The sequence below is a fragment of the Natronococcus pandeyae genome, assembly GCF_008122205.1.
In the GTDB taxonomy this organism is placed as follows: domain Archaea; phylum Halobacteriota; class Halobacteria; order Halobacteriales; family Natrialbaceae; genus Natronococcus; species Natronococcus pandeyae.
The window spans coordinates 672,302-693,848 of the sequence record NZ_PHNJ01000001.1 but is presented as its reverse complement, the minus strand read 5'-3'; the positions used below and the strand labels follow the sequence as shown (position 1 = coordinate 693,848).

General features: G+C 65.2%; 22 protein-coding genes. 11 read left to right on the top strand and 11 right to left on the bottom strand.

What is annotated here, in order from left to right; all coding sequences use genetic code 11:
• Positions 1 to 264 precede the first annotated feature (264 nt).
• From CV102_RS03540 to CV102_RS03530, 3 genes are all read left to right on the top strand, one after another.
• Complete coding sequence (locus CV102_RS03540) at positions 265 to 675, top strand: DUF5820 family protein (protein WP_148856494.1); 411 nt, start codon at positions 265 to 267, stop codon at positions 673 to 675.
• A 588-nt stretch (positions 676 to 1,263) separates the two neighbouring features.
• Positions 1,264 to 1,710, top strand: coding sequence for a UPF0179 family protein (locus tag CV102_RS03535; protein ID WP_148856493.1), 447 nt, complete (start codon positions 1,264 to 1,266; stop codon positions 1,708 to 1,710).
• Positions 1,711 to 1,999: 289 nt separating this feature from the next.
• Positions 2,000 to 3,433, top strand: coding sequence for a short-chain fatty acid transporter (locus CV102_RS03530; protein WP_148856492.1), 1,434 nt, complete (start codon positions 2,000 to 2,002; stop codon positions 3,431 to 3,433).
• Positions 3,434 to 3,499: 66 nt separating this feature from the next.
• On the opposite strand, the gene CV102_RS03525 is transcribed toward CV102_RS03530, so the two are convergent.
• Entirely contained in the window at positions 3,500 to 3,856 is a 357-nt protein-coding gene (locus CV102_RS03525; RefSeq protein ID WP_148856491.1) for a winged helix-turn-helix transcriptional regulator, read from the bottom strand.
• Between the two features lie 94 nt (positions 3,857 to 3,950).
• A complete protein-coding gene (locus CV102_RS03520) occupies positions 3,951 to 4,370 on the bottom strand; it encodes an SRPBCC family protein (protein ID WP_148856490.1) in 420 nt (139 codons plus the stop codon).
• 124 nt (positions 4,371 to 4,494) lie between these two features.
• Here CV102_RS03520 and CV102_RS03515 point away from each other — a divergent pair, with 124 nt between their 5' ends.
• From CV102_RS03515 to CV102_RS03505, 3 genes are all read left to right on the top strand, one after another.
• Positions 4,495 to 6,885, top strand: coding sequence for a penicillin acylase family protein (locus CV102_RS03515; protein ID WP_148856489.1), 2,391 nt, complete (start codon positions 4,495 to 4,497; stop codon positions 6,883 to 6,885).
• Positions 6,882 to 7,235 (top strand): hypothetical protein, encoded by a 354-nt coding sequence (locus CV102_RS03510; protein WP_306438829.1) that lies wholly within the window; start codon positions 6,882 to 6,884, stop codon positions 7,233 to 7,235. Before CV102_RS03515 ends, CV102_RS03510 begins: the two co-directional genes overlap by 4 nt.
• Before the next feature lie 139 nt (positions 7,236 to 7,374).
• Positions 7,375 to 8,349 carry an aldo/keto reductase gene (locus CV102_RS03505; RefSeq protein WP_148856488.1) on the top strand — a complete coding sequence of 325 codons (975 nt, stop codon included), beginning with the start codon at positions 7,375 to 7,377 and terminating at the stop codon, positions 8,347 to 8,349.
• A gap of 34 nt (positions 8,350 to 8,383) precedes the next feature.
• On the opposite strand, the gene tenA is transcribed toward CV102_RS03505, so the two are convergent.
• From tenA to CV102_RS03460, 9 genes are all read right to left on the bottom strand, one after another.
• On the bottom strand, positions 8,384 to 9,064 hold the full coding sequence (tenA, locus tag CV102_RS03500) for a thiaminase II (RefSeq protein WP_148856487.1): 681 nt from the start codon (positions 9,062 to 9,064) through the stop codon (positions 8,384 to 8,386).
• Positions 9,065 to 9,182: 118 nt separating this feature from the next.
• A complete protein-coding gene (locus tag CV102_RS03495; protein ID WP_148856486.1) occupies positions 9,183 to 9,887 on the bottom strand; it encodes an urease accessory protein UreF in 705 nt (234 codons plus the stop codon).
• Positions 9,877 to 10,467: an urease accessory protein UreE gene (gene ureE, locus CV102_RS03490; protein ID WP_148856485.1), complete on the bottom strand. Its 591-nt coding sequence runs from the start codon at positions 10,465 to 10,467 to the stop codon at positions 9,877 to 9,879. Before ureE ends, CV102_RS03495 begins: the two co-directional genes overlap by 11 nt.
• Complete coding sequence (locus CV102_RS03485) at positions 10,467 to 11,393, bottom strand: urease accessory protein UreD (protein WP_187432846.1); 927 nt, start codon at positions 11,391 to 11,393, stop codon at positions 10,467 to 10,469. Before CV102_RS03485 ends, ureE begins: the two co-directional genes overlap by 1 nt.
• Positions 11,390 to 12,010: an urease accessory protein UreG gene (gene ureG / locus CV102_RS03480; protein ID WP_148856484.1), complete on the bottom strand. Its 621-nt coding sequence runs from the start codon at positions 12,008 to 12,010 to the stop codon at positions 11,390 to 11,392. The genes CV102_RS03485 and ureG overlap by 4 nt, the downstream gene beginning before the upstream one ends.
• The gene (locus CV102_RS03475; RefSeq protein WP_148856483.1) at positions 12,010 to 12,432 is read right to left on the bottom strand and encodes an urease subunit gamma; all 423 of its coding nucleotides are present in this window, start codon (positions 12,430 to 12,432) and stop codon (positions 12,010 to 12,012) included. Before CV102_RS03475 ends, ureG begins: the two co-directional genes overlap by 1 nt.
• Positions 12,433 to 12,528: 96 nt before the next feature.
• Positions 12,529 to 14,235: an urease subunit alpha gene (gene ureC / locus CV102_RS03470; RefSeq protein ID WP_148856482.1), complete on the bottom strand. Its 1,707-nt coding sequence runs from the start codon at positions 14,233 to 14,235 to the stop codon at positions 12,529 to 12,531.
• Positions 14,232 to 14,675 carry an urease subunit beta gene (locus CV102_RS03465; protein ID WP_148856481.1) on the bottom strand — a complete coding sequence of 148 codons (444 nt, stop codon included), beginning with the start codon at positions 14,673 to 14,675 and terminating at the stop codon, positions 14,232 to 14,234. Before CV102_RS03465 ends, ureC begins: the two co-directional genes overlap by 4 nt.
• A gap of 210 nt (positions 14,676 to 14,885) precedes the next feature.
• The gene (locus CV102_RS03460) at positions 14,886 to 16,277 is read right to left on the bottom strand and encodes a metal ABC transporter solute-binding protein, Zn/Mn family (RefSeq protein ID WP_148856480.1); all 1,392 of its coding nucleotides are present in this window, start codon (positions 16,275 to 16,277) and stop codon (positions 14,886 to 14,888) included.
• A gap of 490 nt (positions 16,278 to 16,767) precedes the next feature.
• On the opposite strand from CV102_RS03460, the gene CV102_RS03455 reads away from it, so the two are divergent.
• Genes CV102_RS03455 through CV102_RS03435 form a run of 5 tightly spaced genes read left to right on the top strand, consistent with a single transcriptional unit; the run spans position 16,768 to position 21,511 of the window.
• Positions 16,768 to 18,033 carry an urea ABC transporter substrate-binding protein gene (locus CV102_RS03455; protein ID WP_148856479.1) on the top strand — a complete coding sequence of 422 codons (1,266 nt, stop codon included), beginning with the start codon at positions 16,768 to 16,770 and terminating at the stop codon, positions 18,031 to 18,033.
• A gap of 1 nt (position 18,034) precedes the next feature.
• Positions 18,035 to 18,916: an urea ABC transporter, permease protein UrtB gene (urtB, locus tag CV102_RS03450; RefSeq protein ID WP_148856478.1), complete on the top strand. Its 882-nt coding sequence runs from the start codon at positions 18,035 to 18,037 to the stop codon at positions 18,914 to 18,916.
• Positions 18,913 to 20,034: an ABC transporter permease subunit gene (locus CV102_RS03445; protein WP_148856477.1), complete on the top strand. Its 1,122-nt coding sequence runs from the start codon at positions 18,913 to 18,915 to the stop codon at positions 20,032 to 20,034. The genes urtB and CV102_RS03445 overlap by 4 nt, the downstream gene beginning before the upstream one ends.
• Positions 20,034 to 20,813, top strand: a complete 780-nt coding sequence (locus CV102_RS03440; RefSeq protein WP_148856476.1) for an ABC transporter ATP-binding protein — start codon at positions 20,034 to 20,036, stop codon at positions 20,811 to 20,813. The genes CV102_RS03445 and CV102_RS03440 overlap by 1 nt, the downstream gene beginning before the upstream one ends.
• A complete protein-coding gene (locus CV102_RS03435; RefSeq protein ID WP_148856475.1) occupies positions 20,813 to 21,511 on the top strand; it encodes an ABC transporter ATP-binding protein in 699 nt (232 codons plus the stop codon). Before CV102_RS03440 ends, CV102_RS03435 begins: the two co-directional genes overlap by 1 nt.
• Positions 21,512 to 21,547 lie beyond the last annotated feature (36 nt).

The window sequence follows — 21,547 nt, the reverse complement described above, 5'->3', positions numbered from 1 at the left end:
TTTAGCAGAATTTTATTTCAGGGAAACAGTGTAGATTATAATGGATAGTAACTGGTACCACATACCATGGAGAGGAGGCAGCCGAATAAATTCTCGGCCTGCAAGCCCCGTGTTCGCCGGCGCGCGTTCGTTCACCGAATCTCATATATCCTCGAGAGAACGGTTCTTTTCGGGCGCCCGGCCCGACCGAGCGGGTCGGTAGGGGCGACAGTTCGTCGGCGGGTCGACGACGCTGATTTACGGGTGCCGTTCCTACCGCCGGCTATGACCGAACTCGAGTCGCTCCCCGACGCCTGGGAGGTCTGGTCGGCCGGCGAGGATGGCCGTCTGGTGCTCGCGTATCGACCAGACGTGTTCAACGGGGAGGCGTTTCCCGCGGCCTGTCTGCCGACGCTGTACCTGACACACGGCAAGCGGACCCGTCGGCCGGGGACCAACCCGACCGACCGGACCCTCGAGAACGACTGGTTCGTGACGCTCTACCTCGAGCCGGACGTCTCGTTGAACGACACGCACCGGTTCGAAACGCGCGCGGAAGGGCTCGAGTGCACCGTGGAACTCGCCCAGCGGTTCGACAACGGTGAAATCGACTACCGCGACCTGTACCAGGTGCCTCGCGAGCGCTACTTCGAACGGCTCGACGAACTCACCGGCACCGTCGCGCAGGAATCATAACAGTAGTTGGTCGCACGGTTTGGTTATTCAGTAGGTCACGTGAAACTCACGTTACGTGCACGGGAACGATGTCTCACTTCGTTCTGGCCAACCCTCGCTGCGGTGGCGCGCGCTGTCGACCGGCCGAACGTAGCGAGGTGCGAGCCTGCGAGCACCTCGGAAAGCGAACGGTGACCGAAGGGAACCGTGAGCACCAGTGAGGACGGTCGACACCAGTGTGCGAGGGACGAACGAGCGGAGCGCGGCGCGTAGCGCCGCGGACGGGCGAACGGCCAGCGGCCATGAGCCCGTCAGCGAGTGAGTCGGCTGGGGAGGGTGTGGCCATCCCCTGTGTTCGTGCGAGGGGAGTCCGCTTCTGTAGTTATCACGGCGAAAGCCTGCCCTTTCAGTCCTATCCGGCGGTGGTTGGGGAGGGCTGCAGATTCGACGCCGAACGTTCCATCCGCATCTGTCGGTACCGAATCGACCAATTCAGTTTCGGGCCTGATTCTGAATAACGAAATCGCGTTACTATCGACTAATAAACGCCGACCCCGTCCGGACCGCGTGGACGTGAGGCTTAACCAGCCCTGGCGACTATCGGTTCGTATGTCGACTGTCACCCTCGTCGGATCCCGCCTGGCCGAGCCGGGAACCGAGTTCGTCTACCACGGCGAGGCCGACGGCTGCGCCGGCTGTCCGTACCGAAGCCAGTGTCTCAACCTCTCGACCGACACCAGGTACCGCGTCACGTCCGTCCGCGAGAACGCCCAGACGCTCGAGTGCGCAATGCACGACGGCGGGGTTCGCGCCGTCGAGGTCGAACCGGTCTCCGTCACGGCGAACATCCCCTCGAAGGGCGCGTTCGCCGGCAGCAAGGCGAGCCTCTCCGGCCCCTGTCCGTACGTCGAGTGTCCGAGCCACGAGTACTGCGAACCCGACGGCGCGGCGTTCGACGAGGAGTACCGCATTCAGAATATCGTCGGCGACCCGCCACACGACGTCTGTCACCTCGACCGCTCGCTGGAACTGGTCGAACTCGATACCGAGGACTGACGAGGTATCGACGGCGTTCTAGGACTCGTCCGCTTCGGGCTCGAGCGAGGACCGGCGACCGACGAGCACACGCACGAGGCCGTGCTATCGACCGGCGAACGACGTGAACAGTCCCGTCGGCTCTACCGTCGGTGTGGGTATTTCAGCTCCGACGGCAGGTACGTTCGTGTGAAGCCGGCGGTGAAATCGACGGATCGAGGCGAGACCAGTCCGAAAACAGCTCACGACGCGTTCTTCCACACGTTTCCTCACATAAGTATTTAACAGATGATTAGGTAACAGTCCACACATGGCATCGTCGGCAGAAACGCCAGCGGGGGGCAACGTAATCGAACGAATGGGGGAGCGAATCGCGAACGTCGTCGAGCGGTGGATGCCGAGTCCGTTCCTGTTCGCGATCATTCTGTCGTACATCGTGTTCGTGGTCGGAATGGTCGTCGAGGGACAGGGTCCAACCGATATGGTGATCTTCTGGTACGACGGGTTCTGGGAGTTCCTGACCTTCGCGATGCAGATGGTGTTGATCATCATGACCGGGTTCGTCATCGGCTATCATCCTCGCGTCAACGACGCGCTTCAACGGCTGGCAACGATACCCACCAGTAGCGGACAGGCGGTCGTTCTCGTCGGCGTCGTCGCGATGGCTCTCGCCTGGATCCACTGGGGGCTCAGTCTCGTCGTCGGCGCGATCTTCGCCCGGGAGATGGGGAAAGCCGCCTACCGGAAGGGGATCGACGTTCACTATCCGTTACTCTGCGTGGCCGGCTACATGGGCCTCGGACTCACCTGGCACTGGGGGCTGTCCGGATCCGCGCCGCTCCTGCTCGCGACGCCGGGCAACGAGTTCATCGAACTCGGCATCATCGACGAACCCGTCGGAACGTCCGCGACGATTTTCAGCACGTACGCACTCACGCTCACCGCGCTGTCGATCGTCTTCGCGGCGATCGTACTGTACCTGCTGTCGCCGACACCGGAACGCTCCCAGGCGATCACCGAGTACATTTCCGAAGAAGACCTGTTCGAGCCGGTGACTGATGGCGGCGACGCGAGGCCGGAAGGCGAAGCGTCGGCCGAGTCGAACGACGACGTCGTTCCGGCGGAGAAGATCGACAACAGCCGAATCCTCGGCGGGATCATCGCCCTGACCGGCGTGGCAGTGGTCGGCTGGCAGTTCTACACGCAGGGACTCGACGCCCTCGATCTGAACGTATTGAACTTCGCGTTCCTGTTCGTCGGGGTGGCGATCTACACCCAGCCAGCGGTCTACCGCGAACGTTTCGGTGACGCGTCGAGCGCGGCCGCGGGAATCATCCTGCTGTTTCCCTTCTTCGCGGGCATTCAGGGAATGATGGCCAGTTCCGGCCTCGCCGAGACGATGGCCGAAGGACTCCTGGCGGTCTCGACGCCGGAGACGTTCCCCGTGATCGCCTGGCTCACCGCCGCGGTCGTCAACCTCTTCGTCCCCTCCGGGGGCGGCGAGTGGATCGTCCTCGGGCCGTCGGTCCTCGAGGCCGCGCAGGATCTCGGCATCCCGGTCGGACACGCGACGATGGCGTACGCCGTCGGCGACGCTCACACGAACCTGCTGAATCCGTTCTGGGCGCTCCCGTTGCTCGCGATCACGCAGATCAGGGCGCGAGAGATGTTCGGGTACGCGGTCGCGATGTTACTCGCGCTCATTCCGTTCCTGGCCGTCGTGTTGTACTTCCTGCCGTACTGATCGGCGGACCTCCTTTCCGGCGTCCGAAGTAGAAAAGACGCTGTAGCACCGCTCCCGTCGGCGCTGCTACCGTTCCTCGAGTTCCTCCTCGTCGAGCCAGCTGTCGGCCCAGCACGCGATCTCGTCGAAGACGGGTTCGAGCGACTCGCCCTTGTCGGTGAGGCTGTAGTAGGTGGCGATCGGGGCGTCCTCCTCGAGGCGGCGTTCGACGAAGCCCATCTCACCGAGATCGTCGAGCACACGCGAGAGCGTGCGTGCGTTGGCGCCGGTCGCCCGCTTGAGTTCGTTGAACCGGTGTTCGCCGCCGAGCAAGGTGTGGAGGACGGCGAGTCGCCACTGGGAACCGATCTGCTCGAGCGATTCGACGACCGGACAGGCAGCGTCCTGTTCCTGGTGTCGACTCGAGGACTGGGGAGATGCCATCGTGGGAATCTATTCGCTCCTACGGTTCGGCACAGTATACCAGTTCGGATCTGAACCAGCTAACACAGGATTACCGAAGACGCTGTGACGGCGCTCAGTGAGCGTCCGCTCTCTCCTCGAGGAGAGTCTCGATCCGCTCGAGCGCTCGCAGACAGATGGGCGCGTAGCCGGACGCGCGCAGGGGCATTTCGAAGACGAGTCGACACCGGTCGTCGCCGAGGTCGTCCACGCGATGGCCGGTTACGGGTAGTCGAGCGACCTGCCAGGTCCAGCGGTGATCCGCACAGGAGGTGATTTCGAACGGGAGCCAGGCGCCGGGAAGACTCACTCGCCCGGTCGTACCCGGTCGAACCCGCCGATCCGTCGCTTCGACGCCGGAGATCAGCGGCGACCACTCCGGCCACCGCTGCGTGTCGACGAGCAGTTCCCAGGCCTCCGCCGCGGGAACGGCGAAGACGTGCGAGGCCTCGAGTCGGCGGCCGTCCGGGGTCGACGCGACCTGGAGCCGAGTCATACCCGGTAGTAAGGCAACGACGGTTAAGGACGTTCGTCTACACGAACGATGCGCGTTCGTTCGGAGCCCCGACGTTTCGTTCAAACGCTGACAGTTATGTAGTCGGCGTCGAATCCTTCCTGTAGTGACAGGAGATCCGACTCGGCGCGCCGTCCTCGCCGGCGCGCTCGCTGCCGGCGTCGGCGGGCTGACGCTCACGTCCGCTCGAGAGCTGCTCGAGGGGTTCGCGCCGCTCTCGGGAAGCGCCTGGGACGCGGCCGACAGGACGTTGCCGGAGACCGTCGAGAGTCCGTACGGCGCCGCGACGGTACGGTACGACGAGTTCGGGGTGCCACACGTCGACTCGGACGACGAGGCCGCGGCGTACTTCGCCGTCGGCTACGTCCAGGCGTTCGACCGCCTCGCGCAACTCGACCTGCAGCGGCGGGTCATGCGGGGCCAGCTCTCGGAACTCGTCGGCGAAGTAACGCTCGAGGACGACGAGTTCCACGCCGCGATGGACTTTGCGGGCGCGGCCGAGGCGACCTGGGCGTACGTCGCCGAGACGCCCGCCGGTCCGCTCGTGGAGGCCTACGCGGACGGCGTCAACGCGGTCATCGACCGCGGCGCGCTGCCGCTCGAGTTCGAACTGCTCGGCTACGAGCCGGAGCCGTGGACGCCCGTCGACTCGATGCTGATGGAGAAACAGATCTCGTGGACGCTGACGGGGAACTTCGGCGAACTCCGCCGCGCGCTGATCGCCGACCGACTCGGCGAGGACATCCTCGAGGAACTCTACCCCGAGCGGATGGACCACGACGTGCCGATCCTGCGGGAGTCGGTAGGCGGGGACCGGCTCGAGGCGAACGGCGGCGAGTCCGCAATCGCGAGCGAGCCGGTCGATCCGGCCCTGACGAACTGGCTCTCGCGGTTCGAGTCGCCGACGGGGGTCGGTTCGAACAGCTGGGTCGTCTCAGGTGACCACACCACCAGCGGGCAGCCGATCGTCGCCTACGATCCGCACCTCTCGCTGATGACGCCGCCGCTGTGGTACGAACAGCACGTCGAGACGCCCGAGACGTCGGTCCGCGGCGCGACCTTCCCCGGCGTCCCGTTCGTCATCACCGGCGCGAACGAGCACGGCACCTGGTCGTTCACGAACGTCGGCGCGGACGTGCTGGATTGCTACCGGTACGAGATCGACGACCACGGCGAGCGCTACCGCTACGAGGGCGAGTGGCGGGAGTTCGAGACCGAGGAGCGCGAGATCGCCGTCGCGGACGGCGAGAACCGGACGATCACCGTCAGAAAGACCGTCCACGGACCGGTGATCGAGCGCGAAGAGCGGACGGTCGGCGTCGCCTGGACCGGCCACACGGCCACGCGAACGACGGAAGCGATCTACGAGTACGAGCGAAGCGAGGGCGTCGGCGACCTGCTCGAGGCGACCCGCCGGTTCGATCTGCCGACCCAGAACCTCGTCTACGCCGACGCCGACGGCCGGACGCTGTACTACGTGACGGGCAAGCTGCCGATCCGGACGGTCGACGGCGAGGCGGTCTCGGGGAACCGGATCTTCGACGGCTCCGCGGGCGAGGGCGAGTGGGATGGGTTCACCCCCTTCGGCGAGTCCTCCTGGAACGGGTTCGTCCCCTTCGAGGAGAAGCCCCACGCGATCGATCCGGACGTCCTCGCGACGGCCAACCAGCGCGTCGCGGACGACCCCGAACACTACGTCGGCGTGGCATACGCGAGCCCCTACCGCGGCGCGCGCATCTACGACCGGCTCGACGAACGCGTCGAGGCGGGCGAGTCCACGGATCCCGCGTTCCACCGTGACCTCCAGAACGACGTCTACGACGGCCGGGCCGAACAGCTGGTACCGGAACTGCTCGAGACCGTCGAGTCCGCCGACGACCCCGGGGGCGCGCTCGAGGACGCAGCCGAGACGCTCGCCGCGTGGGAGTACGAGATGGAGCCGGACTCCCGCGGCGCGCTCGTCTTCGCCCGCTGGATGGACCACTTCGGCCGGCTGGTCGTCGAACCGGCGTTCGAGGACGCCGGGCTCGACGAGTCGTACTACCCCGACGACTGGATGATCGCGACGCTGCCCGAGGAGAGCGCGTTCTTCGACGCACGGTCGCGAGCCGAGACGATGCTCGAGGCGCTCGAGGCGGCCCTCGACGAAATCGACGAAGAAGGGTGGGACACCTATGGCGACTGGAACTCGACGCGCGTGATCGAGCACCCGTTCGGCGAGGAGGCGCCCTTCCTCAACTATCCCGAGAGAGCGGCGGACGGCTCGCGGGCGACGGTAAAAAACTACCGCGTCGACTCGGCGGTGGGCGCGAGCTGGCGCATGGTCGTCGAACCCGGCGGCGAGGCGACGGCGGTGCTCCCGGGCGGGAACTCGGGGGACTACTTTTCCGAGCATTACGGCGACCAGTTCGAGCGCTGGCTCGCGAACGACCAGAAACCGATGGATCGGACGCTCGAGGGCGAGCCCGACGTTACCTTCGAGGAGGGATCGTCGTGACCGCGGACGAGCGGTTCGCGGACGTCGAACGGGTTCTCGAGCGCGTGCGAACGGAGCCACGGGCGCACGGCGTCGCCGTCCTCGTGGTGGTCAGTATCGGACTCGCGCTCGCGTGGCTCCACTGGTTCGGTCTCGTCCTCGCCGGCGCGCTTGTCGGGCTCATCTCGCCGACCGTCTGGCGCGCACTCGCCGGCGCGCTCGGCTTCGGCGTGATCGTCCTGGCGGCGTTCGCGATCGGACTCGGCGACTCCGCGTGGCGCGTCCTCGAGATGTCACCGATCGTCTACGTCACCGTCGCGAGCGCGATCGGTCTGCCGGTGTTCGGGGCGCTGATTCGGGCTCTGCTCTGAGAACCGGAACGCGCTCGCTGCTGGGCGAAACGGGAGCGCGAGGACGAACATCGATGACGGGAAAATGACGGAGAACGGAACTACTGGACGGGTTGCCGACCCACGTACTGTTTTTTCGGTCCGGTTCGTACGCCCCGGTATGGAGTATACGACGCTCGGAAACACGGGTATGGAAGTCAGCCGACTCTGCCTCGGCTGTATGAGTTTCGGCTCGAGCGACTGGCGCGAGTGGGTCCTCGAGGAGGAAGAAAGCGAGGAGATCATCGACCGCGCGATCGACCTCGGGATCAACTTCTTCGACACGGCGAACATGTACTCGAAGGGCGAGTCCGAGCGGATCCTCGGCGAGGCCCTCGAGGGCCACCGCGAGGAGTCGGTCGTCGCGACGAAGGGCTACTTCCAGATGCGCGAGGACGATCCGAACTCGGGCGGCCTCTCCCGGAAGGCGATCGAGCAGGAACTCGCGGCCAGCCGCGAGCGACTCGGGATGGACACGATCGACCTCTACCAGATCCACCGCTGGGACGACGATACCCCGATCGAGACGACGATGCGTGCCCTCGACGACGCGGTCCGACGCGGGCACGTGCGCTACGTCGGTGCCTCCTCGATGTGGGCCCACCAGTTCGCCGAGTCGCTGCACGCGAGCGAGCGACTGGACCTCGAGCGGTTCGTCACGATGCAAAACCACTACAACCTCGTCTACCGCGAGGAGGAACGCGAGATGCTCCCGCTCTGTGAGAAGGAAGGCGTCGGCGTCCTCCCGTGGTCCCCACTGGCTCGAGGCTATCTCACGCGCCCGCACGAAGAAATAGATGCGACGACGCGCGGCGAGACGGAGGAGAACATGTACGAACACCCCTACCGCGAGGGCGGTGGCCGGGAGATCAACGAGCGCGTCGCCGAAGTGGCCGCCGAGAAGGGTGTGACGATGGCTCAGATCGCCCTCTCCTGGCTGCTTCACAAGGACTGGGTCGACGCACCGATTATCGGAACCACGAGCGTCGAGCACTTAGAGCAGGCCGTCGAGGCGCTCGAGATTTCGCTCTCGTCGTCGGATATCGCATACCTCGAGGAGCCGTACGAGCCGGTTCCGGTGTCGGGTCACAGCTGAGTGTGGAGGTCGTCGCGGTGACGCGTTTCTCGGATCACGGTGGGCCGGTGTCGGTAGTCACGTCCCACCCCTCCTGCGTGTAAGCCATCTCCCAGAACCGGTGTTCGAGTTTCGCGCTGGTCAGGAAGGCCTGCTCCATCGCCTCGCGTTCGCCGGGATAGCGCTCGCCGCATCGGTCGACGAACGCTCGCATCCAGTCGACTGCCTCGCGGAACTCGTCGCTCGTGTACTTCTCGATGAACGGCGCGTAGCGGTGGTCCTCGTCCGCGAGGTCGGCCATGTGTTCGGCGACGTCGAGGTATCCCTGCCCGCAGGGGTAGATCGCCGCCGCGATTTCGGCGAGCGATCCCTCGTGAGCCGTCCGCACGAGGAAGTTGGTGTACGCGACGCAGGTCGGTGCCTTTTCGACGGTCTCGAGCTCTGCCGGCGTGATCCCGTAGTCGGCGGCGAACTTCCGGTGGAGGTCCATCTCGAAGTCGAGGATCTCGTGAGCGACGCCCAGCAGGTGCGTCATCGTCTCCTCGTCCCGGGCTTTCGCCCCCGCGATCGCGAACACGCGGGCGTAATCCAGGAGGTAGCGATAGTCCTGTCGCACCCAGTGGAGAAACGCCGCTTCCTCGAGTGTCCCCGTGGCGAGTTCGCGGACGAACGGGTGTTGCAACTGCGCTTCCCAGATCGGTTCTCCCGTCTCGAGGAGGTGATCGCTGAACGCCATCGTATCCGTATATTATCGGCTGGTAGAACTACGTTGTGGTCCTCGGCGACCGTCCCGTCCCGGCGGCGAGCGTCCGGTCCGAACGTCGTCCGAAACCTCGCTCCTTCGGGAGCGGGAGTTAGCTCATAAAAAGCCGCCGACCGGCCCGCTCGTGGCGCATGCCCATGATCTCGGTCAGCGGCGCGAACGAGGACATCGTCGTTACGTCGGCGTCGACGTACCGCTCACAGGCCTCGGTGACGACCGGCTGCACGGACTCGAGAACGGACTGGATCTCGGTGTGACCGAACCGACCGAGCCGCTGTGCCGCACCGAGCAATCCCGTCACGAACGAGTACGCGTGTGCGAGGCAGGCCTCGAGTCTCGAGAGGCCCCGATCCGCGGCGACGACGCCGAAGACCACGGGATAGTGTCCCGGCGTGGAATTCTGCTCGATCGCGTCGGCAACGCCGGCTCCGGAATCCGGGGTCCTGACGTCGTCGCCCGCGACGAGCAGTTCGCAGAGTTTCGCCCCCGCCTTCGTCGAACTCTCGCGAAACTCCCGCGGCATCGTCACCGCGTGGAGTCGTTCGTCGACGGCCAGCAGTCGCTCGAGGTCGCCCTCCGTCCGCGCGGCGTGGGCGTTCGCCACCGCGACCGTTTCGCAGGGGCCGACGACGCGCCGGAGGTACGCGGCGAGCAGGTCCCGCAGGTCGTCGCCGTCCTCGATCCGATCCTCGTTGATGTACTGCTCGAGCCCGTAGGAGGCCGTGTAGCCGCCGACGGGGAGAAACGAATCGGCGAGTCGGAGCGCGGTCAGGAACGAACCGGAATCAGTGGTCATGGTCGTGCTCGTGGTCGCGTTCGTGCGAGTGGGGGTGTGAATGGTCGTGATCCGAGTGGGAGCGTCGATGGTTGCGGTCCGATCCGGCGTCCTCGGGATCGGTCACGAACAGGTCTGCGCCGACCGTCGTCTCGCGGACCGACGCACCCGGAATCACGTCGTCGACGACCCGCTCGACGATGTGGCGATCGGCCTCGAGCGGGACGTAGACGACGCCGTCCTCGACCGCGAGGTCCCAGTGCTGGTTGCCGACGCGGTGGCCGAGTTCCGCTGCAGCCGAGAGCGCCTCCGGCGTCGCGTCGGGTAGCGTGAGTGCGAGCGCGTCGCGAGGCTCGAACGCGACGACGATCATGCGATCGTCCTCCGCGAGCAGGACGTCGCCCGACGAGACCGCGGGTCTATCGAGGACGACGCCAACGTCCGTCCCTCGATCGGTCATCGCCCGGAACCGTGACCGGCGGCGGTTCTCGGCATCGACGACGATCCGCTCGAGCGTGCCGTCTGCCTCGTGGTCCTCGTAGCGCGCGGCGAGGCCGTCGTCGGCGTGGACGTTGCCGACGATGCCGTCGATTCGCTCCATCAGTATCGACGGTCGGCAGGTGCGCCGACCCCCAGGATGTACCGTCTCGTTTCGTCCCACGCGCCGCGAACGGCCGCGGTGACGTCCGCCTCCCGGTGGCCGAGGATACGGACGATCACACCGGCGTCGCACGAAAGCGTCGAAACACCCGCGTGGACCTCGTCTCGGTTCGCGATCCGGTCGGTGATCCGATCGGCGAACTCCTCGACTCCGTCGATCGCTGGTGCGAAGACGTACAGCGAACCCACGACGCCGTACTCACCGACGGTGGCCGGATCGCGCGGATCGCGCTCGGCCGGCCGCAGGTCGACGGCGTCGGCGCAGACGAGTCGGCCGTCGCACTCCGCCTCGACTCGCGCCTGGTAGTGGTCGAACCCGAAGGGATCGTGATCGCTCAGTCCGTCCGGAACGAGCACGTCGGCCACGACGACGACTGCGTCGTCCGCGACGTCGACCGAGACCGTCTGGAGACAGCGGGCGTCCTCGTTGACGATCGTCGGTCCGGGAACGTACTCGAGGTAGCTTCCCGCGGCCGCCCGGAGGGAAGCGTCGAGGTGGGCGTAGTTCGCTTGCATGCTGTGGACTTTCGTCGCGCTCTGCGTCGTCACGTGTGCGCGGGCACCCTCCTTCGCGTCGACAGTCATCCGGTGTCGGTCGCCCTGGGCCACGCCCCCGGTCGGCTCCTGGGCGACGAGCGTCGTGAGTCCTGGCGCCGGATCGGTCTCGAGGGTGCCCGTCAGGTGGTACGGAACCTTCACGCGGTCGCGGACGAGCCGCGTCGGAGCGTCGCCCTCCCGTGCGAACGTCGCCTCGAGAACCCCGTTTTTTCCCGGCCCGCCCGCGGGAGCCTGCGCGAGCGGATCGTCGGCGTAGCGCTCGAACGCGGGCGGCAACGCCGTCGCTCCGTCTCCGCCTACGGTGCTCACGCGAACAGCACCTCGCGGTCGACGTGATCGATGACCTCGTCGACGCCCGATCCGTCCTTGCAGTTGGTGAAGACGAACGGGTCGTCGCCTCGGACTTCGGCTGCGTCGCGCTCGATAACGTCGAGATCCGCGTCGACGTGGGGCGCGAGGTCCGTCTTGTTGACGACCAGCAGATCGGCCTGGGTGACGCCCGGACCGCGCTTTCGGGGAATGTCCTCGCCTTCCGCGACCGAGATGACGAACAGGAAGTAGTCCGCCAGTTCGGGGTTGAAGGTCGCGGCGAGGTTGTCGCCGCCGCTCTCGACGATGACGACGTCGAGGTTCGGGTGGCGCTCGGTGAACTCGTCGATCGCCGCGAGGTTCATAGAGGGGTCCTCCCGGATACCGGTGTGGGGACAGGCCCCGGTCTCGACGCCCTCGACGAGATCTTCGGGCAGGAGGTCCGCGAAGGAGTCCCGGAAGACGTCGGCGTCCTCCTGAGTCATGATGTCGTTCGCGATGACGCCGACCTCGTACCCCTCGTCGACGAGCGTCGGGACGAGCCGGCGGACCAGCGCGGTCTTTCCGGAGCCGACGGGACCGCCGATGCCGATCTTCGCGACGTCTCGGTACCCCATCAGTCGCCCTCCGTCGATTCGGGAGTCGCGTCTCCCGCTCGCTCGCTCTCACCCTCGCTCCCGTGGTCGGCGTCGGGGAACGGGTCGGAATCGATCTCCTCGAGCTGTTCCCGGCTGTCCGCCCGGATCGGATCGTGGATCGTGACGAGTTTCGTGCCGTCGGGGAAGACGGGTTCGACCTGGACCATGTCGACCATCTCCGGCACGCCGTCCATCACGTCCTCGCGGGTGAGCAGCTGGGTCGCCTCGGATCGGAGCTGCGAGACGGACTTCCCGTCTCGAGCCCCTTCGCAGACCCAGTCGGAGATGTAGGCCACCGTCTCGGGGTGGTTGAGCTTCACGCCGCGTGACTTTCGGCGGCGGGCGAGTTCCGCGGCCATGAAGACCGTCAGTCGCTCCGTCTCCTTCGGCGAGAGCATCATCGGTCGCTCACCCCCGGTCGGCTATCTGGCCGTGTACTCGAGGGTCGGGTCGTCGGTTCGGTCGTCAGCGTGGATTGGTAGTGTCTCATCGTAGAGTCAGAGCAGGTATCGCTGGGCGAGCGGAATCTCGTCGGCGGGGTCACACGTGACGTGCTCGCCGTCGACTGCTACTTCGAAAGTCTGTGCGTCGATCTCGATCTCGTCCGGACAGCGGTCGTTGTGGAGCATGTCCGACTTGCGGACCGACCGTGTCCCGCGAACGGGTCGGACGGGCGTTTTCAGGTCGTATGCGTCGCCGACTCCGTTTTCGTATGCTGCTTCGCTGACGAAGGAGACGGAGAGGCCGTGTTTCGCGCGACCCTGTGCCCCGGCGCGCTCTCGACCGAGGATCGGCTCGCACGTCATCAGCGAACCGTTGGCCTCGCCCATCTGCGACCAGACCGGGAAACCGCCCTTGATCACGGCCTCGGGCTTGATGCCGAAGAACGCGGGATCCCACAACGCGATGTCCGCGAGCTTGCCGGACTCGAGCGAGCCGACGTGGTCGTCGATCCCCGCCGTAATCGCGGGGTTGATCGTGTACTTGGCGACGTAGCGCTCGATTCGGGCGTTGTCGGCGTCGGTCCCCTCGTCGGCCTCGAGGGGCCCTCGCTGTTCTTTCATTTTGTGTGCGGTCTGCCAGGTGCGACAGACCAGCTCGGCCATCCGACCCATCGCCTGGGAGTCGGTGGTCATCATGCTGATGGCGCCGGTGTCGTGGAGGACGTCCTCGGCGCCGAGCGTTTCGGCCCGAATGCGGGACTCGGCGAACGCCACGTCCTCGGGGACGTCGGGGTTGAGGTGGTGACAGACCATCACCATATCCAGGTGTTCGTCGAACGTGTTCTCGGTGTAGGGCATCGAGGGGTTCGTCGACGATGGGAGCATGTGCTCGTGACCGACCAACTCGAGCACGTCCGGCGCGTGACCGCCGCCGGCGCCCTCGATGTGGAACGTGTGGATGGCGCGGCCGTCGATCGCATCGAAGGTGTCCTCGACGAACCCCGACTCGTTGAGGGTGTCCGTGTGGATACAGACCTGGACGTCTTCCTCGTCGGCGACGTCGAGGCAGGTGTCGATCGCGGCGGGCGTCGATCCCCAGTCCTCGTGGAGTTTCATCCCGCAGGCACCGGCCGCGATCTGCTCGTACAGTGCCTCGGGTCGGCTGCTGTTGCCCTTGGCGTAGAAGCCGACGTTGACGGGCCACTCCTCAGAAGCTTGCAGGAATCGCTTGATATTCTCCGGTCCGGGCGTACAGGTCGTGGCCCCGCCCCCGAAGCCGCCGCCGAGCATCGTCGTGATGCCCGAACCCAGCGCGTGCTCGACCAGTTGCGGGCTGTTGAAGTGAACGTGGATATCGAGCGCGCCGGCCGTCGCGATCAGCCCGTCCGCCGGAATCGTGTCCGTGCTCGGGCCGATCACCATGTCGACGCCGTCCATCGTGTCGGGGTTGCCGGCCTTGCCGACGCCGACGATTTTCCCGTCTCGGACGCCGATATCACCCTTACAGACGCCGAGGACGGGGTCGATAATCACGACGTTCGTGAACGCCCAGTCGAGGGTTCCCTCGGCCCGGGTCGTCCCTGACTGCATCCCCATCCCGTCACGCATCGTCTTTCCGCCGCCGAAGACCGCCTCTTCGCCGGGGACGCCGTAATCGGTCTCGATCTTCGCGAGGAGGTTCGTGTCGCCGAGCCGGACGCGGTCGCCCTCGGTTGCCCCGAACAAATCCGTGTACTCGCGTCGGGATAGTTCGCGACTCATTCGTCGCCCTCCGGGGCTACGGTCTCTTCGTTACCGGCGCTTCCGGTCTCGGTGTCGCCCGCATCGACGCCCAGGAAGCCACCCTCCTCAGCGCGCTCGATCGCCCGCGCTTTCACGTCCTCGTCGTCGAGTGGCCCGTTGACCAGCCCGCACATCCCGTGGACGATCCGATCGCCGCCGATTGCGACGAGCTCACCCTCGCGTTCCTGTCCCGGTTCGAACCGGACGGCGGTACCGGCGGGAATGTCGAGTCGCATTCCGTACGCGGCGTTCCGATCGAATCGCAGGCCGGGATTGACCTCGAAGAAGTGAAAATGCGAGCCGACCTGAACGGGGCGGTCGCCGGTGTTCTCGACCGTGACCGTCGTCGTCTCCCGGTCCTCGTTGATCATCACCGACTCGGACGCGGGCAGCAGTTCGCCCGGAACGAGTCCGCTCATCGACGGACCACCGCGACGTTCGTAGTATCGTTCATCACGCCACTCGTTCGGAGGGGAGTACCGTAATCTACATTATCACACCAATATTTGCAAATCGTGTCCACAGCGACACACATTCTGACTACTATGGAACATTCGTAGGATTAATTGCGCATAAAGCATCCAGAATTGGACAGCCCGAAACGAGGCGTATCGAGAACTGTAGAGCGATCACTCGGCACCCAGCGCCTTCTCGAACACCGGGAGATTGATCTCCGCCATCTGTCCGAGGTAGTCGCCGTAGCCGTCCTCGAGCCACGCTTCGGTCGTACTTTCGGCAGGCGAGACCATCAGGGTCCCCTCGACGGTCTCGGCTGCGTCGGCGATCGTCGTCGCAAGTCGATCGCCGTCGAAGTAGTCCCAGAGCACGTACTCGATTCCGCGCTCCTCGACGAAGTCGACTGTGTCGGCGATTGCGTCGCTCGCGGGTTCCGAATCCGGCGACAGCCCAACTGGGGTGTGAATCTCGAATCCGTATCGGTTGCTCAGATACCGGAACGAGTCGTGGCCGGCGAGGACGACAGCGTCGTGGTCGCGATCGGCAAGCCGTTCCTCGTAGCTCCGGTGTAGTGACTCTAACTCCTGAATGTAGGCCGCAGCGTTCTCCTCGTAGACGGCTTCGTTGTCCGGATCGAGGGCGATCAACTCGTCGCGAATCGTCTCGACGCCACGCCGTGCAAGTACCGGATCGGAGAAGAACTTCGCGTCGTACTCGCCGTGGCTGTGACCGTGATCGTCTCTCTGACTGTGATCGTGATCGTCGTGGTCGTGGCTATGATTCCCGACCTCGGTTTTCAGCGGCGGCGTTTCGTAGACGACGTCGTCGTCCGACACCAGCTGAACGGCGAGTTCCACGAACCCGTCGTCGCGACCGACGAGGTCGATGCGATCGGCGTCGGCAGTATCGGTGTCGGCATCGATGAGGTCGGCGTCGCCGTCGACGACGCGGACCGCAAGCTGATACGCCTCACCGAGTGCGATCGTCTCGCCCCTCTCGTCCCGAACGTCGACGGTGATCGATCGGTCCGCCTCGCGCGGGATCGCCAGTGGATGGCCGTGCCAGTGATCGCCGTGCGCATCCGCGAGTTCGTCGCCGTCGCGATCGAAGAGGTGGACGCTCGCGACGGAGAGATCGTACGCGTCGCTGTCGTACCCGTCGTCGTGATCGTGGCCGTCGCCATCGTACTCGAGCAGGTCGATCCCCTCGAGGGCGTCGATCAACACGACGTCGTCGCTGTAGTCGGACTCGAGTTCCGGCAGCGCGTCGTCGACCCAGTGCTGGAACCCCTCGGCACCAAGATAGACGAACGCGTCGGCGTCGACGATCTCCGGAACGAGCGACGTCGACGGATTCCAGCCGTGGCCGTGTTCGCCCTCCGGAACGGCGTTTTCGACCCGTCGCTCGTCGGCCACGGCGTCGGCGAACTCCTCGAGGACGAAAAACGAGGCGTACAGCGACCCGTCCGCCTCGCCGACCCGATTCGGCTCGTCCAGACACCCTGCGGCGGTCGCCGTCAGGAGTCCACCGGCGGTAGCCAACACGTCTCGTCGTCCGCGTGTCATCGATGACGAGTGGTCACGGGCCGAACGTCATATAGTCTGCGTATTACGAATACCGAGACGGGAATATTCGTAGACATTCGCGTAACGCCGTCCTGGTTCGGTGAAAGAATAGGATTTAGGACGGGTTTCTCCGAGGTGATCGTTCGATTTCGCTCCGAGCGCGATCGGCGGCCGACCGCTTCCAGATCGAGACGCTCCTCGTCCGCCGTTCCGCGCGGCGACTCCGTCCCTCGGGAAGCTGTACGAATTCCGGTGTATCCTACCAGAATTCAATATTCGTCCACTATATTACCGAAGATAACCTCATCATGGACGACTAACGTCCAGTGTAGTCGACTAAGGAGATTGTACTATCTTGAGGAAACTCTTTTATACGAGTCTCGGACTCGATTTCGTATCCAATGACTGGACGAACGTCCGCTAACGGCTGGGAACCGGATGGAAGTATCAACGAAAAACCGAAATACGGTTCGGATACCGGGAGAGATTCGTGACTGGAGACGGACGATCTCGGCGAAGCGTGCTCGCCGCCGCCTCGGTCGGCGCGCTGTCGGCTCTCGGCGGCTGCGTCGACGAAGGCGGCGTTCTGAGCCTGGGCGCCGATCCCGAGAAACCTACGGTCGCGATCCTGGAAGATCGCTCCCAGACCTTCGCCCTGACGGGAACACCGAAGTACCGCGCGACGAAGCTGGCGGTCGAAGAGATCAACCGGGACGGCGGGATCCTCGGCCAGGAGATCGACGTTTTCGCCCCGGATCCGCAGTCGGACAACATGCGGTACCAGGACCTCACCCGGCACGCGATCTACCAGGAGGACGTCGACGCCCTGTGGGCGGGGTACTCGAGTGCGACCCGGGAAGCGATCCGTCCGATCGTCAACGACCACGAACAGCTGTACTTCTACACGACCCAGTACGAGGGCGGCGTCTGCGACAGGTCGGTGTTCCCGCTGGGCGCGACCGCACGGCAGCAACTCGGCGCCGTCGTTCCGTACCTGATCGAAGAGTACGGCGACGAGATCTACACTGTCGCCGCCGACTACAACTTCGGTCAGCTTTCCGGCGACTGGGTGCGGATCATCGCCGAGGAACACGGCGCCGAAGTCGTCGGCGAGGAGTACGTCCCGCTGGACGAGTCCCAGTTCGGATCGACGATCAACCGGATCCAGTCCGCCGATCCCGACTTCATGATGTCGATGCTGGTCGGCCAGGACCACTCCGCGTTCTACGAGCAGCGCCTGGCCAGCGGGCTCGAGGTTCCGGTCGGAACTTCGACGAACATGGCGCAGGCATACGAACACCTCCGCATCGATCCCCCCGCTCTGAAAGACGTCTACGCCGGCGTCAACTACATGGAGGAGCTTCCGACGGATCGCAACGAGGCGTTCGTCGAGCGCTACCACGATCGCTGGGACGACGACGGCTATCTCAACCAGGAAGCGCAGAACAACTACTTTTCGGTTTATGTGTACAAGAAGGGGGTCGAACGCGCGGGGACGTTCGATCAGGCGGCCGTCATCGACGCACTCGAGGAGGGAATCGAAGTCGAGGCGCCGGAGGGCGATATCGCGCTCGATCCGGCAACACACCACATGGAACACAACATGCGCGTCGCACACGCGGACGAGAACCACGAGATAACGTTCGACGCCGAACGAAAGATCGAACCGGCGTTCCTGCACGACGTCGGCTGCGATCTGACGAGCGAGGACGAGCAGACCCAGTACGAACCCGACGCGTTCTACGAGGAGGCCTGAGATGGCGGGAATCGAACTTCTGAACTTCGGATTCGAGTTCGTCGAGGTGTTTGCCTTCATCGTCCTCGCGACGGTCGGCCTCGCGGTGATCTTCGGAATGATGGGTATCATCAACCTCGCTCACGGCGAGTTCATCCTCGTCGGCGCGTACGCGACGACCTTCGCGTTCGCCGCGGGCCTGCCGCTGCCGCTCGCGATGTTGACGGGCGTCGTGATCACCGCCGTCTTCGGGCTCGTCCTGGAGCGGTTCATCATCCGTCACCTCTATGGGCGGTTGCTCGACTCGATGGTCGTCACCTGGGGGATCAGCCTCGTGATGATCCAGCTCGTACGGATCGCGTTCGGCAACTCCGCTCCCGGGGTCGGGATTCCGTTCGGACAGCTCCCGGTCGTCGACGGCCCCGTCTACTACCTCGTCCTCGCGACGATCGCCGTCGGCGTACTCGGGGGGCTGTACGCCCTGTTTGCGTGGACGGACTTCGGCGTCCGTGCCCGTGCGACGATGCAGGACGAAGAGACTGCTCGCAGCATGGGTGTCGACACCGATCGGATGTACATGGCCACGTTCGGCATCGGCTCGGGACTCGCCGGTTTCGCCGGCGCGCTGTACGCGCCCGTGATGACGATCACGCCCGAGTACGGGACGGGCTTTCTCGTCGAGGCGTTCGTCGCGGTCGTCGTCGGCGGCTCCTCGGTCATCGTCGGAACCATCCTGGCGAGCGGCTTCCTCGGCTCGGTCAACGCCGCGTTCACGAATCTCGCCGGGACGTTCATGGGACAGGTCGCGATGCTCGTCGCCGCTATCGTCGCCATCCGCCTGATGCCCGACGGGATCACCGGCTTGCTCGCCGACTGGCGCGAGAACCGAGGTGAGAGCAGATGAGCCTTGGCTCGGACTCGAGCGGCGGTCTCCTCGCCGCGGTCCGCGAGCCGTTCGAGGGGCCGAACACGATGGGGAACACGCCGGCGTTCTGGCTCGGCCTGACCGCCGCCGTGACCCTCCTCGCGGCGATGCCGGTGTTGTTCGGCTACTACGCTGCAGAGATCGGCGCGGTGTTCCTCGCGTACGCCCTGCTCGGGGTGAGCCTCTGTTTCATTTGGGGCTACTGCGGCATCCTGAGTTTCGGCCAGGTAGCGTTCTTCGGCGTCGCCGGCTACGCGTTCGGGATCGTCGCCATCAACGTTCCGACGTTGACCGGGCTGACGCTCGGTCTACTCGCCGCGGTCGCGGTCTCGACGGCTTTCGCTGCGGCGCTGGGCTATTTCATGTTCTACGGCGGCGTCCGCGACGTCTACGTGACGATCCTGACGCTCGTCGTGGCGCTGGTCCTCTACACGTTCCTGGGCCAGACCGCCGGCGGCGAGTGGGCGATCGGCGACGCCCGCCTCGGCGGGTTCAACGGTATGAGCGGTGTTCCGGATCTCGGCGTCGGGATCGGTTCGGTTGGCCTCGAGATCGGGATCGTCGGCCACTACTACGTGACGCTGGGCGCGCTCGTGGTGACCTATCTGGGACTGCGCGCTCTCGTCAACAGCCAGTTCGGCTACGCGATGGTCGCGACCCGGGAGGACGAGAGGCGGACCGAGATGTTCGGCTACGACACGACGTTCATCAAGTTCGTCGTGTTCACGATCGGCGGTGCGATCGCCGGTCTCAGCGGTGTACTGTTCACTGCGCAGAACAACTACATCGACCCGAGCGTGTTCGGTATCACCGCCGCCGCCCTGCCCGTCGTCTGGGCCAGCGTCGGCGGTCGGACGTCACTGATCGGGACGATCGGCGCCGCGCTCGCGATCCAGTTCGTCGACTATCAGCTCGCCCTCTCGGGAAGCGAGTGGGCGCTGGTCCTGATCGGTTCGCTGCTGGTGTTCGTTATCCTCGTGATGCCGGAGGGGGTCGCACCTCGCTTACACGAGTACGTCGTCGAGTACCGCGCGTCACCCGATCCGACGCCGGCGGAGACGCCCGCACCGGGCGAGGTCCACGGAGGTGACGACTGATGGGGACGAGCGACCCGACCGTCAGGACCACGCCCGCCGTCGACGAGACCGGCGACGAATCGTCCCAAATCCTGCAGACGCGAGGTCTATGCAAAGCGTTCGGCGGTCTCACCGCAACCGACGACGTCGACTTCGGCCTCGAGAAAGGGGAGCTACGCTGTCTCATCGGTCCGAACGGCGCCGGGAAGAGCACCTTTCTCAACCTGGTCACGGGCCAGCTCGAACCCACTGCGGGGAAGATCTACTATGACGGTCACGACATCACCGAGATGCCGTCACACGAGCGCGTCGGTCGCGGAATCAGCATGAAGTTCCAGGTGCCGAGCATCTACGAGGGGCTGAGCGTCGCACAGAACGTGCGCATTCCGCTCCAGCAAGTCGCCGACGGCGACGAGTTCGAGTCGCGAATCCGCGAGATCCTCGACCGGTTCGATCTGCTCGCCGAGCGCCAGACGGTCGCCTCGGCCCTCTCACACGGCCAACAACAGCGCCTCGAAATCGGGATGGCGATGGCCCTGGAGCCGAAACTGATGCTGCTCGACGAGCCGGTCGCCGGCCTCTCCGTCGAGGAGACCGCGGAAATCGCCGAACTGCTGCGCGAGATCGCCGAGGACGACGGGGTCGCGCTCGTCGTCATCGAACACGACATCGACTTCGTCGAATCGATCGCGGATCGCGTGACCGTCCTCGATCAGGGCTCGATCTTCAGAGAGGGCTCCATCGAGGCGGTCAAGGCCGATCCCGAAGTCAAGCGGATCTACTTGGGGGAAGAACGCTGATGCTCGAGATTACCAACTTACACACGTCGTACGGAAAGACACCGATTCTCCGCGACGTCGACGTTCGCGTCGACGAGGGAGAGATCGTCGGAATCATGGGCAAGAACGGCGTCGGCAAGACGACGCTCGTCAAGGCCGTTATCGGTCTGCTCGAGGCCGACGAGGGAACGATTCGCTTCGATGGTGACGAGGTCACGGACGACCCCGCCGACAGCCGCGCGCGCCGGGGTATAGGATACATCCCGCAAGGTCGGGACGTCTTTCCCGAGTTGACAGTCGAAGAGAACCTGCGGATGGGCGAGACGATAAACGAGTCGAACGGCGACCTGCAGTACGAGGCCGTCTACGACTACTTCCCCGTTCTCGAGGAGCGTCGCGAGCAGGACGCGGGAACGATGAGCGGCGGCCAGCAGCAGATGCTCGCGATCGGCCGCGCGTTGATCGGCAACCCCGATCTCCTCCTGCTCGACGAACCTTCGGAAGGTGTCCAGCCCTCGATCGTCCAGGACGTCACGCGGGACCTCGAGCGCGTCAACGAGGAACTCGGGACGACGATCCTCTTCGTCGAACAGAACCTTCACGTGGTGCAGAACCTGGCCGAACGCTGCTACGCTATCGACAAGGGGACGATCGTCGACGAACTCGGATCCGATCGGCTGGAGTCCCGCGAGGCGGTGACGGAGTACCTCGCGGTCTGACGCGGATTCGATCCCGGATCGGTTTTCGGGACTTTC